The organism is Craterilacuibacter sinensis, from assembly GCF_009831765.1.
GTDB lineage: Bacteria > Pseudomonadota > Gammaproteobacteria > Burkholderiales > Chromobacteriaceae > Craterilacuibacter > Craterilacuibacter sinensis.
The window spans coordinates 161,140-174,266 of sequence record NZ_WSSB01000001.1; the positions used below are offsets into that span (position 1 = coordinate 161,140).

Sequence of the window (13,127 nt, forward strand, 5' to 3'; positions counted from 1 at the left end):
CTCCTCGAAATGCCGGGGCGGGCATTGCCGCCCCGGTTTCGGTACAAATCAGGCTTTTTCGGCCTGGTAGCCGAGGGCTGCCTTCACATAGGCGCTGAACAGCGGATGGCCGTCACGTGGCGTGGAGGTGAACTCCGGGTGGAACTGGCAAGCGAAGAACCAGCGATGGTTCTTCAGCTCGATGGTTTCCACCAGCTTCTCGTGACCGGCCGAACGGCCGCTGATACTCAGGCCGGCTGCTTCCAGACGCGGTACATAGTAGTTATTGACTTCGTAGCGGTGGCGATGGCGTTCGGTGATTTCGCTGGCACCGTAAACGGTTGCAGCCAGCGAGCCGGCGGCCAGTTCGCACGCTTGTCCGCCCAGACGCATGGTGCCGCCCAGGTTGGAGTTTTCGTCACGGGTTTCGATCTTGCCGTCGTGGTTGACCCACTCGTCGATCAGGGCCACCACCGGGTAGTCGGTCGCAAGATCAAACTCGGTCGAGTTGGCGCCGGTCATGCCTGCTACGTCGCGCGCGTATTCGATCAGTGCAATCTGCATGCCCAGGCAAATGCCCAGATAAGGGATGTTATTCTCGCGGGCATATTTCACCGCCAGAATCTTGCCTTCCACGCCGCGCTTGCCGAAACCGCCCGGTACCAGAATCGCATCCATACCCTGCAAGGAGGCCACACCTTCGCGCTCGAGCTCTTCCGAGTCGATGTAAACGATGTCGACCTGGGTACGGTTGTGGATGCCGGCATGCTTGAGTGCTTCGGACAGCGACTTGTACGACTCGGTCAGGTCGACATATTTGCCGACCATGGCGATTTTGATCGCGTGTTCCGGGTGCTCGATGGCATCGATGATATTGTCCCAGGCCGACAGGTCGGCTTTAGGGAGATCCAGCTGCAAGTGTTCGCAGATGATGTCGTCTATGCCCTGATTGTGCAGCATGGACGGCACTTTATAGATGGAGTCGGCATCGTAGCAGCCGATGACGGCGTTTTCTTCTACGTTGCAGAACAGTGCGATCTTGCGCTTTTCGTCTTCCGGCAGCTCGCGATCCATACGGCACAGCAGGATGTCCGGCTGGATGCCGATTTCGCGCAACTCTTTTACGGAGTGCTGGGTCGGCTTGGTCTTGATTTCGCCAGCCGTGGCGATATACGGCACATAAGACAGGTGCACATACATCGTGTTCTTGCGGCCGAGATTGGAGCGCATCTGGCGGATGGCTTCCAGGAAGGGCAGCGATTCGATATCACCGACGGTGCCGCCGATTTCGACGATGGCAACGTCTACGTCGCCGGCGCCTTCGCGTACCTTGTGCTTGATTTCATCGGTAATGTGCGGAATCACCTGCACCGTACCGCCCAGATAGTCGCCGCGACGCTCTTTGGCGATCACGGATTCGTATACCTGGCCGGATGTGAAGTTATTGCTTTTTTTCATGCGCGAGCGGATAAAACGCTCGTAGTGGCCGAGGTCAAGGTCGGTTTCGGCGCCGTCTTCGGTCACGAAGACTTCACCGTGCTGGAACGGGCTCATGGTGCCCGGGTCGACGTTGATATAAGGGTCGAGCTTAAGCATGGTGACTTTGAGCCCGCGCGATTCGAGGATAGCAGCGATAGACGCAGCAGCAATGCCCTTGCCCAGGGAAGATACGACGCCACCGGTCACGAAGATGTACTTGGTCATGGGAGTACTACTCTGTGGGAATCCGGGATTTTAACCTGAATCGCGCCACAAATGAACACGCTATTCAGAACTCTTGTTATGCTTATCGTTGGTACGGGTAAAATGCAAATCGGCTGTTTTGCCGGAAAAAACTGCTGGCGCTCTTAGTTAAATCCGTTAAAATGGCTGCCGGTTTTGTGCGGACCGGGGCTTGCCCCTTGTTGTCCGCCATCTAGCTTGCTTATCTGCTTGTTTTTATGATATAAAGCCGGTCTTTACCGGTTTTGGGAGTGATTAACCATGGCGCGAGTATGCAAAGTCACCGGCAAACGTCCGATGACCGGGAACAATGTTTCCCACGCCAATAACAAGACGAAACGTCGTTTTCTGCCGAACCTGCAGTACCGCAAGTTCTGGGTCGAAAGCGAAAACCGTTGGGTGCGCCTGCGCGTTTCCAATGCAGCCCTGCGTACCATCGACAAGAACGGCATCGAATCCGTTCTGGCCGATCTGCGTGCGCGCGGCGAAATCTGATAGCGAAGGATCATCATGCGCGACAAGATCAAGCTCGAATCGACTGCTGGCACTGGCCACTTTTACACCACGACCAAGAACAAGCGCACTATGCCTGAGAAAATGGAGATCAAGAAATTTGATCCTGTTGTCCGCAAGCATGTGATCTACAAGGAAACCAAGCTTAAGTAAGCTTGAGATCTTTGACTTGATCGTAAAGAACCCTTCGCTGGTGCACGGCGAAGGGTTTTTTTTATCTGCATTTCCTGCTCAGTCTTTATTGGCTGCCTGCAATGTCTTTTTGGCCAGTAGCAGATCGCGCCATACGGCAGCTTTTTCCTGCGGGTTGCGCAGCAGATAGGCGGGGTGCAGGCTGGCAACCAAGGGAATGCCCTGATAGTCGTGCACCTGACCGCGAAGCTGGCCGATGCTGGCCTTGCTTTGCAATAAGGTCTGGCTGGCAAAACGCCCCAGCGTCACAATCAGCTCGGGTTTGAGCAAGGCGATCTGGGCGGCCAGATAAACCTGACAGGCGGCAACTTCATCGGCTTGCGGGTTGCGGTTGACCGGCGGGCGACACTTCAGGATGTTGGTGATATAGACATCGTGTTCGCGATCCAGCCCGGCCGCCTGCAATATATTGTTGAGCAATATGCCGGCAGCGCCGACAAAAGCCTCGCCCTGCAAATCCTCGTTTTCTCCGGGTGCCTCGCCAATAAACAGCCAGCGCGCCTGTGGGCTGCCGCTACCGAATACAGTCTGGTTACGCGTGTTGCTAAGCCTGCAGTCCTGGCAGCGGGCGACCTCGGCCTTGAGTTCGCTGAAGCTTAAACCCTGCAGGTTTTTTGTGTCGTGCAGGGCGACTGCATTCACCGGCAAGGTCGTGGGCAGAATCGTGTTTTGGGGGGCGGCTGGCTGAGGGGTGGCCGTGGCAGGCGTGCTTGCCGGTAGCGAATCTGCCAGCAGTGCAGGGGCGGCTTCTGTCGCCGCAGTGCTGGCATAGACATATTCCACCCCGCGCCTTTGCCATAGCGGGCCGAGTCCCATGGCTTCGACCAGGCTCAGGCGCCGGCTCATAGGATGGCCTCCATTAAAATGGCGTGCTCGCGGCCATTTTCCGACGGATAGTAATGCTTGCGCAGCCCGTTCTGGCTGAAGCCGGTTTTCAGGTAAAGCTGGCGTGCGCCATGGTTGCTTTCGCGTACTTCCAGCAGCATGCGGTACGCACCTTGCGCCCTGGCGCCGTCCATGACGGCCTGCAGCAGCTGTCTGGCATGGCCTTGGCCTTGATGGGGCAGACTGGTGGCGATATTCAACAGGTGGACTTCATCCAGTATGGTCATGCTGACTGCCCAGGCCAGAATCTCGTCCTGCTTGCAGCATAAGGCAAACTGGTGACCGGCTTGCAGCGAGTCCTGATAGTCGCGCTCACTCCACGGATGCGGACTGGCGGCGGCTTCAAGCCGGGCCAGTTGCACCATATCGGCAGGTGTGGCTGCGCGTATGCATTTCATGAGCGGCGAGCCTTTTGCTCGGCGCTGGTCAGCGCAATTTTATTGCGCACATACAGAATTTCACTTTGCTGGGCAGGCTGAAGCGGGTAGCGCCCGCTGTCTGCCAGTGTAATCAGGGCATTGGCGTGTGGGCGTAGTGTGGCATCGACGCTGTTGATCCGTGCTGCCAGGCGTGGCAGCAGGGCATCGGCGTAGTGGCTGAAGCCGTCACCTTGCGCGTTCCAGTGGCCGTCTTCCAGCATGACGTCTTGCGGGTCGCACACGCGAATGGCGTCGATGCGTTGTGCTTGCGCATCATACTTTGCGCAATAAACCTGCCCCATGCGTGCATCCATGCATACCAGCGCGGGCGCGCCGCTGGCCTGAATCGCGATGGTGTCCAGTGTAGGAATGGCCATCATGGGCAGGGCATTGGCAAAAGCCAGTCCCTGGGCGATGGCGCAGCCTATGCGGATGCCGGTAAACGAGCCAGGTCCCTGACTGAAGGCAATAGCGTCAAGTTGTGATAGCGCGATGCCCAGTTCGGCCAATAAAGCGTCCAGCGTAGGCAGCAGCAGTTCGGCATGTTTCTGGCCAACCTGCTGATGGAACAGGACATGCTTGCCATTGTGACGAATGGCAAGCGATAGATAGTCGGTCGTGGTGTCGATGGACAGTAGGTTCATTGCAGGCAGATCGGGCGGCAAAACGCCGATTATAAACCCAGATCTTCGACCCAACCGAGTGCCTCGATGTGCAATTCGTTTAATTGTGCTGCAGGCATGGATATGGCATCTGCTAAGTAGCTGATTTTTCCGAGTTCCGGCGCTTCCAGCGCCCTGACCAGTGAAAGAAGCGAAGCACCGGTACCGGGTTTGCCTTGCAAGGTCGCCTCGACTTCTTGTGGCAGCTGCAAATGACGGCAAGCCTCCAGCATGGGGACTTTCAGGATGACGTCCAGCAGGGAGAACATGCCACTGATAAATAGCAGGTCACAACCGTCCTGATTCAGGCCTTGCTGGCGGCCTATGTTTTCCATCAGGCGGGCACGGATAATAGCCGTTCTTTGCAAGGAAGGGCTGATCCGGCCGTTTTCATCATTGCTGACCAGAAGCAGGGTCAGCCAGCGGTATAGCTTGCGGTAGCCCAGTACGATGATTGCGTGCGAAAACGAGGTGATCCGCATGTGCTGGCCTGCGGCGGCCGAATTGACAAAGCGCAGCAGTTTGAAGGAAAGCGCCAGATCGGTTTTGAGAACGGCCTCAATCTGGTCAGCATCGGCATCGTTGCGCACCAGATTGAGCAGACGCAGCGTATTGACCATGCCGGGATGAATGGTGGTTGCGCTGACCGTTTCCGGCTTGGCGAAATAAAAGCCCTGATAGGCATCCATATCCAGCTCGCGGCTGATGCTGTAATGAGCCGGCGTTTCTACCCGCTTGGCGATGCGCAGGATAGGGTAGCTCTTGAGCTGCGCATTCATGTGCATGAATTGCTGCGGTGTTTCGTGCTGGATATCGATCTTGGCATAGCGAATCTGGTCGAAGTAGGCTTCATTCCCAGACTCCAGCCCGGTGCAATCGAGTGAAAAGCTGAACCCCTGACCGCGCAGCATGCGCATGCGGTCGAGTATCTCGCGTGAAGGGGGAAGGTCACTTGATAGCTCAAGTACGATCTTGCGTGCGGGCAGCAATTCAACTAGCTCGCTCATTAACATGGTTTCTCCCACATTAACGAATGCAAGCTTGTCTTTGAGCAATTTGCCGCTGCCAATATCGCCCAGAATGCCGGTGAGTACGCGGGTGTCTGCTTCCAGCGGCGAAAATAGCCCGCTGTCCGTACTGCTTTCATCGCGCCGGAACAGCAGCTCATAGGCAATGATCTGCTGTTGCCTGTCGGTAACAGGCTGGCGGCCGATAAAGGTGGAAATTGAATTCATTCAATAAGTTAACAAGTCGAGGTGGCGAGAGGGGGTGCCTTGGCCGATGGCGGCTTCTTGCTGCGCTTTAAGCAGGTCTTCCATGTCCAGTACCAGCACGACAGAGCCGTCACCCGAGAGTGTTGCACCTGCGACGCCTTTGGGGCGGATGTTTTCTAGCGGCTTGATTACGACATCATCGCGACCGACAAAAGAGTCGACCGCCAGAATAAAGGCGCGTTCAGCCGACTGCATCAGCACGCCAAAGGCGGGTGCCTGGGTCGGTGCCCAGCCCAGCAGGCCGGTCAGTGTCTTGAGTGGCAGGATTTCATCACGAACGACGATAGTCGGCCGGCCGGAGACCTCCTGCATGGCGGCAGGGTCGATCGGGATGATTTCCCTGACCATGGCTAGTGGAACGGCAAATGGCTGGTCGCAGACGCGAACCACCAGCACCGGCAGGATGGCCAGCGTCAGCGGCAGCGAAATGCTGATGCGGGTGCCTTCGCCCTGGATCGAGTTGATGTCGATGCGGCCATTGAGCTTCTGGATATTGGTGCGTACCACATCCATGCCGACGCCACGTCCGGACACGCTGGAAATCTGGTCCTTGGTGGAAAAACCGGGCAGGAAAATCAGCTGTAGCGATTGCTTTTCATCCAGCGAGTTGGCCGTTTCCGCATCGATCAGCCCTTTTTCGATCGCTTTGCGCCGCAGCATCTCGGCGCTCATGCCCTTGCCGTCATCGGTAATGGAAATCACGATGTGATCGCCAACTTGTTCGGCCGACAGATGGACAGCAGATTGCGGACTCTTGCCGGCGGCAATGCGCTCTTCGGTTGACTCGACGCCATGATCGACCGCATTGCGCACCAGATGCACCAGCGGATCGTTCAGATCCTCGATCATGGTCTTGTCCAGCTCGGTCTCTTCGCCGGTAATGATCAGCTCGACTTCTTTGCCCAGCTGGCGTGCCAGATCACGTGCCAGGCGCGGATATTTCTGGAACAGGCGGCCGATAGGCTGCATGCGGGTTTTCATCACCGCGTTTTGCAGGTCGCCGACCAGCAAGTCGAGCTGGCTGATTGCCTCATCCAGCGAGCGCAGCGTGTGCGCCTCGGTATTGCCTTGCAGGATTTCGGTACGCAAGGTGGTCAGCCGGTTTTTGGTCAGACCGATTTCACCGGACAGGTTGAGTACCTGATCCAGACGCACGGTATCGATGCGGATGGTGTTTTCCTGCTGTTGCGGCATGGCATTGCCCGTCACGGGCTGCTGCTTGATATTCTGGCGCGCAGGTGCCGCCGGCTCTGCCGGAACATGGACCGGTACGGGCGCTTGCGCCTGAGGCGGGGTAGCCTGTACAACAGGCGCAGCCTCGGTGCGCAGCGGGGACGCGGCCTGAGTGATGGCGCTGTGCAGCAGTGCCCAGTCCGGGCTGTTGGGCGCTGGCACGGCCGCTGCCTGCACGGCAGGGGCGGGCGCCGAGTGATGGGCTGGGCGGTCGACATTCTGGCCGGCCAGCGCCGCATCCAGCGCCTGCAGCAAGGCCGCATCGGGCGAGGCGGGCATGATGCCCTGTCCCATGCGCCCGAACATGTCGCGCACGGCACCGGTCGAGTCCATGATGATATCCATCAAGCCTTGCGACAGGGTCAGTTCGCCATTTCTGAGCTTATCGAACAGGTTTTCTGTACGGTGGCACAAGGTCACCATGGGGGCCGCATTCAGGAAGCCGGCACCGCCCTTGATGGTGTGGAAGCCGCGGAAAATATCATTCAGCAGCGCTTTGTCGTTAGGGTGCTTTTCCAGCTCGACCAGCTTGTTGTCCACGTCCGAGAGCAGCTCGGAGGACTCAAGCAGGAAGTCTTGAAGCAGTTCTTCCATGCCGGCAAACTCGCTCATTGCGGCTTCCTTCCTTGTTTGCGTTATTTTGTTCGGGTATTGCCCGGAATCAGAAGCCCAGGCTTTCAAGCAGATCGTCAACCTGCTCCTGATTTGTCACGACATCGCTGCGGTTTTCAGGGTTGATGACCGGCCCGTTTAGCAAAGAGGGTTCAAAGTCGACTTTTTTCTCTGCCGGCGAGTGCTCGATCAGGATCGAGATCAGTTCGCTTTCCAGTACCTTGACCATTTCCATGACTTTCTTGATCACCTGACCGGTCAGATCCTGAAAGTCCTGCGCCATTACGATATCGAGCAGCTGGGTATTAGTGTCTGCGGTATGCTGCGGTACCTGGTTCAGGTAGTCGCGGGTGCTGGCAGCCAGGCGCTTGAAGTCTTCGACCGGCATCTGGTTGGCAAACACCTGATCCCACTGTGCGCCCAGTTCGCGCGCATCTTTTTCCAGTCTGTCCTGGATCGGGCGGGCAATATCAGTCGCGTTCAGTACGCGTTCTGCCGCATTTTCCGTCAGCGTCGCGATATAGGACAAACGGCCCTTGGCATCAGGAATGGCTTCGGCCACTTTGCTTAGCGACTTGTCGTATCCCATTTCGCGCAAGGTGTCGTGCAGCTTGCGCGTGATCTGGCCGATCTGCGCGTAGATTTCTATCTGGGCATCCAGCGTGGCGGCAGGCTGGCTCGCTGCGGCAGCGCTAGGGGCTTGCCACTGCTGATGCTGGCTGGCAATGCTGTCAAAGAGCGCTTCAAGATCCGGCGAGTCGCCGCTTTCCATCAAATTTTCCGACACGTTTCTGACTCCTCAAGCAGGCTGCGCGTGGCTTACTTACCCATGGCCTGGAATATTTTGCCGAGCTTCTCTTCCAGCGTGGCGGCGGTAAACGGTTTGACGATGTAGCCGCTGGCGCCGGCTGTCGCGGCTTCTATGATGTTCTCCCGTCGCGCTTCGGCGGTGATCATCATGAACGGCAGGTGGCGCAACTGGGCATCGGCCCGGACTGCTTTTAGCAGCTCAATGCCGGTCATGTTCGGCATGTTCCAGTCTGAGACGATAAAGTCGAAACTCTGATTCTTGAGTTTGTGCAGGGCAACCTGTCCGTCTTCGGCCTCGTCGACATTGGTGAAGCCGAGTTCCTTGAGCAGGTTGCGGACGATGCGTCGCATCGTGGAGAAATCATCCACGACGAGGAAACGAGTGTTCTTGTCTGCCATGAGTGCTTAAGTCCTGATTGAATCTAATAGTGCGGGCTATCTTACTACCCTTGCAGGTATGGCAGTAGCGTGTCGGCCAAAACAACAGGGTCGAATTTCGCTACATAGGCATCGACACCTACACTGGCTCCCATGGCCCGGTTGGCATTGGATGACAGTGAGGAGTGCATCACGACCGGGATGCCGTCAAAGCGGCGGTCCGCCTTGATCAGACGCGTCAGTACATAGCCATCCATTTCCGGCATTTCGGCATCGACCAGAATCAGCTTGAGCGTGTCATGCAGCGATTCGCCTTCGCCAAAACGGCGGCTGGCAAAGGCTTGCAGCCTATCCCAGGCCTCGCGGCCATTGGTTGCCTGATGGTATTTGACGCGCATTTTCTCCAGAACGCTGGTGATTTCCTTGCGCGCCACGACCGAGTCATCGACAAAAAAGGCGAATTGCTCGCTGCTGGTCTGCGCTTGCGGGACATCCGGCACCTTGGTTTCACCGATGGCGCTGGCGAGGATCTGCTCGACGTCGAGGATAGAGACCAGCTTGCCATCTTCAAGCTCGGTCACCGCCGTAATCAGTGTTTGCGCACTGGCATTGAACATGTTTTCCGGTGCGCGCACCTTGTCCCAGTCAACACGAATGATGCGGTCCACCGAGTCCACCAGAAAGGCCTGGGTGCTGCGGTTGAACTCGGTCACGATCATGGTTTCGTATTTGCGCGTGGTGTCGCCACTGGCGATGAATTTTGCCAGCGAGATCACAGGGATGATATTGCCGCGCAACGAAATAACACCTTCCACGCCTTGCGGCATATTGGGCGTCTTGGTGATATGCGGAGTTTGCGAGACCTCGCGCACTTTGAATACATTGATCCCGAAGGTTTCGCGCGTGCCCAGCGAGAACAGCAGGATTTCCATTTTGTTGGAGCCGGCAAGCTTGGTGCGTGCATCTACCGAAGCAAGCAAGGAGGCATCAGTCGCTGATAAGGTCAATTTGTTTCCCTCAATCCGTTTGTCTAGCTGAGGCTCAAAGCTTGAGCATTTCACGAATCTTCATCGACAGCTTTTGCGGCTCGAATTTCGAGACATAAGCATCGACGCCGACGGACTCGCCCAGCTTCTGGTTGGAGTTGCCTGACAGCGAGGAATGCATGAGTACCGGGATGCCGGCAAAGCGCGGGTCGGTCTTGACCATGCGCGTCAGCATATAGCCATCCATTGCCGGCATTTCCACATCGGTCAGAATCAGCTGCACGCTATCTTTGACTTTGCTGTTGGCTAATTCGGCCTGTGTCGCTATTTTTTGCAGATCTTCCCACGCCTGCATGCCGTTGGGGGCAAAGCTGAAGCGCACGCCCATCGCTTTTAGCGTGCGTTCGATCTGGCGGCGTGCCACGGCCGAGTCATCGGCAAAGTACACCATGCAGTCGTGCTGAATTGGCTCGATATTGGCGAAGTGATGGCTGTCGTTGTCTTCGGACATGGCGGTTTCGGCCAGGACTTTTTCTACGTCCATCATCATGACCAGCGTGCCCTTGTCCAGCTCGGTGATCGCCGTCACCAGCCCGCCCATGCGGTTGGTAATCATATCGGGCGGGACGCGCATGGCGGACCAGTCCAGACGCAGGATGGTATCGACGGCCTCGACCAGAAAGCCTTGCGTGTGGCCGTTGTATTCGGTCACGATCATGATTTCCGGTCGTTTTTCGCTAATTACCCCGGCGTATTTGGCCAGATCGATCACGGGAACCAGTGTGCCGCGCAGACTGACCATGCCTTCGACCGAGCTTGGCATCTCCGGTGCCGAGGTGATTTCCGGTGTGCGCATGACCTCACGCACCTTGAATACATTGATGCCGAAGGTTTCTTTACGTCCGGTACGCTGATCTATGCCCAGTGAAAAAAGCAGGATCTCCAGCTTGTTCGTGCCCGCCAGTTTGGTTCGGGCATCGATTTTTTTAAGTAACTCAGACACAAAAACCTCCGGTACTGATATAGCTTGCTGATTTTCTGGTATTCCCGCCCTGATCCGCGCCTGGGGCAGAAAAAGCATCCAGCCATATTGCAGGTGTTCAGGCTGGTGTCTTTTTTTAGTACATGCAACTAGGTGCATTATCCTACGGTTAAACCAATTTTTACAAACTGAAGCTGAGTGAATGACAGATAAAGTTACAGTCTTTAGCGAAAAGAGCCGGCTCGAAGCCGCTTTCGCCCAGTTCAATCAGGTTTCCGGCGAGCTGATTGGTGCTTACCAGTTACTTGAAGAACAGGTTGCGGTACTGAATGGCAAGCTGGCTGCGGCTAATGATGAGTTGTTGCGCCGTGCGGCGGAAAACGGCGCGCTGGCCGAACGCCTGTCCTTGTTGCTTGAGTCCTTGCCAGCCGGCGTGATTGAAATTGATCGCAACGATCAGGTGGTCATGGCTAATCCTGCATCCATGGCCATGTTGCCAGGCCTGTCTGAGGGGGCGTGCTGGCCGGATTTGCACTGCCGTTTACTGCGCAGCGCCGGTGCCGACGACACGTTTGAAGTACAGGCCGGTACCTCTGCACGGCGGATCACGATCCAGCAGTGCGTGCTGCCGGATGGCAGTTTGCTGTTGTTGCATGATGTGACGCACTTGCATCAATTGCATGCAGCCTTGTCCACTCAGGAGAAACTGGCGTCCATGGGGCGGATGGCGGCTTCTCTGGCACACCAATTGAGAACGCCGCTGGCAACCGCGATGTTGTATGCCGCGAATTTGCAGCATGCGGGTTTGCCCGATGCCGAGCGCCAGCGCTTTTCCGGAAAAATAGTCGACCGCCTGCGCGCGCTGGAGGGGCTGATCCAGAATATGCTGGGTTTTGTTCGAACCTCGACCCTGACCGAGCCCGTATCGTTGGCCGAACTGTTTGACGAACTTGAAGCCATGCTGCGGCCACAGTGCGAAGCGCGGCAACTGACGCTGCATTGCATGCGGCCGTCACCGATGGATGTGGTACTGCCGGGGGAGCGCAAGGCTTTGCTCTCCAGCTGGGTGGCGCTGGCGGAAAATGCCTTGTCCCATACACCAGCCACTGGCCGGCTGGGCTTGACGCTGGAAATCAACGAGGGTGTATTGGTTTTTGCCGTGGAAGACTCAGGTCCCGGTATTGCCGACGAGATACGTGCGCGTATTTTCGAGCCTTTCTTTTCCGGGCGGGTGGGCGGGACCGGCCTGGGTCTGGCCATTGTCAAAAAAGTGGCGGATGAAATGGGTGGACAAGTCCGGGTTGGACGTAGCAGGTGGGAGGGCGCACGCTTTGAAATGCACTTCAATTTGCCGCCATCAAGCAGGCCGGATAATGCTTAAATCCACTTTCTATGTTTACTCTGTGCGGCACTTCGGTTAAAAAGATCCCCTTTTTTTGTATTTTGCAGTTATGTGTCGTGCTGCTTTGACATGTTGCAAGCACATTGCCTTATGACCGGACCCGTTTATCGTGGGCGCTTTGCCCCCAGCCCTACCGGCTTGTTGCACGCAGGATCGCTTGCGACCGCCGTGGGCAGCTATCTGGAAGCGCGCACGCGAGGCGGGGAATGGCTGCTGCGTATCGAGGATCTGGATACGGCACGGCAAATGCCGGGCGCTGCCGATGCGATTTTGTCCACGCTGGAGTCGTTCGGTTTTGAGTGGGACGGCGAGGTGGTCTACCAGAGCGGACGCCATGCGCTTTATCAGGACGCTTTGGCGCAGTTGGCGATGCAAGGGCATGCCTATCCTTGCGCCTGTACGCGGCAGCAGATTGCCGCCCATGCACAGCGCGGCATAGAAGGCTATGTTTATCCGGGTACTTGCCGGGCGGGTTTGCCGGCAGGCGTAGCGGGGCGGGCATGGCGATTACATGTGCCCGAAGGGGCTGTTGCCTTTGTTGACGGGCTGCAAGGGCACTATGCTCAGGATTTGTCGCGCGAGATCGGCGATTTTGTCCTCAAGCGCGCCGATGGTTTCTGGGCGTACCAGTTGGCGGTGGTGGTGGACGATGCGGCACAGGGCATAAGTGATGTGGTGCGTGGTGCCGACTTGCTCGTGTCTACGCCGCGCCAGATTGCCCTGATGCAGGCATTGAATCTGGCGGTGCCGCGCTATGTGCACTTGCCTTTGCTGGTCAATGATGCAGGGGAGAAGTTGTCCAAACAGACGCTGGCGCCTGCTATCAATCGCCATCATGCCGCAGCCGAACTGGCGCTGGCTTTGGCGCGACTGGGGCACACTCCGCCGGAAAGCGGGATGGATCTCGCCTCTTTGTGGCAATGGGCGCGGGCAAACTGGTCGCTATCGCGGGTGCCTGCCGGACCTGTACTTGTTAGCGATGGCGCATGACTTACCAACACATTCACTTTTATAAGGGGGAATCTATGTCGGCTTTATGCATGTATCCCGTATTGGGGGCATGGCCGATGTCTGGCCC

Annotated in this window: 14 protein-coding genes; 4 read left to right on the forward strand and 10 right to left on the reverse strand. The window is 57.1% G+C overall.

Annotated features, from left to right (window positions below):
- Nucleotides 1–48: 48 nt before the first annotated feature.
- Complete coding sequence (locus tag GQF02_RS00825) at nt 49–1,683, reverse strand: CTP synthase (protein WP_160794204.1); 1,635 nt, start codon at nt 1,681–1,683, stop codon at nt 49–51.
- A 279-nt stretch (nt 1,684–1,962) separates the two neighbouring features.
- Here GQF02_RS00825 and rpmB point away from each other — a divergent pair, with 279 nt between their 5' ends.
- Together rpmB and rpmG are read left to right on the forward strand one after the other, a co-directional pair.
- Nucleotides 1,963–2,196 carry a 50S ribosomal protein L28 gene (gene rpmB, locus GQF02_RS00830; RefSeq protein ID WP_124734789.1) on the forward strand — a complete coding sequence of 78 codons (234 nt, stop codon included), beginning with the start codon at nt 1,963–1,965 and terminating at the stop codon, nt 2,194–2,196.
- Between the two features lie 15 nt (nt 2,197–2,211).
- On the forward strand, nt 2,212–2,367 hold the full coding sequence (gene rpmG, locus GQF02_RS00835) for a 50S ribosomal protein L33 (protein ID WP_012696028.1): 156 nt from the start codon (nt 2,212–2,214) through the stop codon (nt 2,365–2,367).
- A 78-nt stretch (nt 2,368–2,445) separates the two neighbouring features.
- Here rpmG and GQF02_RS00840 read toward each other — a convergent pair whose 3' ends face one another.
- Genes GQF02_RS00840 through GQF02_RS00880 form a run of 9 tightly spaced genes read right to left on the reverse strand, consistent with a single transcriptional unit; the run spans nt 2,446 to nt 10,668 of the window.
- A complete protein-coding gene (locus tag GQF02_RS00840) occupies nt 2,446–3,252 on the reverse strand; it encodes a uracil-DNA glycosylase (protein WP_160794206.1) in 807 nt (268 codons plus the stop codon).
- A complete protein-coding gene (gene rimI, locus GQF02_RS00845) occupies nt 3,249–3,689 on the reverse strand; it encodes a ribosomal protein S18-alanine N-acetyltransferase (protein ID WP_160794208.1) in 441 nt (146 codons plus the stop codon). The genes GQF02_RS00840 and rimI overlap by 4 nt, the downstream gene beginning before the upstream one ends.
- Nucleotides 3,686–4,354, reverse strand: coding sequence for a tRNA (adenosine(37)-N6)-threonylcarbamoyltransferase complex dimerization subunit type 1 TsaB (gene tsaB / locus GQF02_RS00850; RefSeq protein WP_160794210.1), 669 nt, complete (start codon nt 4,352–4,354; stop codon nt 3,686–3,688). Before tsaB ends, rimI begins: the two co-directional genes overlap by 4 nt.
- A 29-nt stretch (nt 4,355–4,383) precedes the next feature.
- On the reverse strand, nt 4,384–5,607 hold the full coding sequence (locus GQF02_RS00855) for an EAL and HDOD domain-containing protein (RefSeq protein WP_160794212.1): 1,224 nt from the start codon (nt 5,605–5,607) through the stop codon (nt 4,384–4,386).
- Complete coding sequence (locus GQF02_RS00860; protein ID WP_160794214.1) at nt 5,608–7,491, reverse strand: chemotaxis protein CheA; 1,884 nt, start codon at nt 7,489–7,491, stop codon at nt 5,608–5,610.
- A 49-nt stretch (nt 7,492–7,540) separates the two neighbouring features.
- On the reverse strand, nt 7,541–8,278 hold the full coding sequence (gene cheZ / locus GQF02_RS00865) for a protein phosphatase CheZ (protein ID WP_160794216.1): 738 nt from the start codon (nt 8,276–8,278) through the stop codon (nt 7,541–7,543).
- A gap of 32 nt (nt 8,279–8,310) precedes the next feature.
- Nucleotides 8,311–8,700 carry a chemotaxis response regulator CheY gene (gene cheY, locus GQF02_RS00870; protein ID WP_124734796.1) on the reverse strand — a complete coding sequence of 130 codons (390 nt, stop codon included), beginning with the start codon at nt 8,698–8,700 and terminating at the stop codon, nt 8,311–8,313.
- 44 nt (nt 8,701–8,744) lie between these two features.
- Complete coding sequence (locus tag GQF02_RS00875; protein WP_124734797.1) at nt 8,745–9,686, reverse strand: chemotaxis protein; 942 nt, start codon at nt 9,684–9,686, stop codon at nt 8,745–8,747.
- A gap of 34 nt (nt 9,687–9,720) precedes the next feature.
- Nucleotides 9,721–10,668 carry a chemotaxis protein gene (locus GQF02_RS00880; protein ID WP_124734798.1) on the reverse strand — a complete coding sequence of 316 codons (948 nt, stop codon included), beginning with the start codon at nt 10,666–10,668 and terminating at the stop codon, nt 9,721–9,723.
- A gap of 181 nt (nt 10,669–10,849) precedes the next feature.
- Here GQF02_RS00880 and GQF02_RS00885 point away from each other — a divergent pair, with 181 nt between their 5' ends.
- The gene (locus GQF02_RS00885; RefSeq protein ID WP_160794218.1) at nt 10,850–12,028 is read left to right on the forward strand and encodes a sensor histidine kinase; all 1,179 of its coding nucleotides are present in this window, start codon (nt 10,850–10,852) and stop codon (nt 12,026–12,028) included.
- Nucleotides 12,029–12,139: 111 nt separating this feature from the next.
- Nucleotides 12,140–13,039 (forward strand): tRNA glutamyl-Q(34) synthetase GluQRS, encoded by a 900-nt coding sequence (gene gluQRS / locus GQF02_RS00890; RefSeq protein WP_160794220.1) that lies wholly within the window; start codon nt 12,140–12,142, stop codon nt 13,037–13,039.
- Nucleotides 13,040–13,127: the final 88 nt, after the last annotated feature.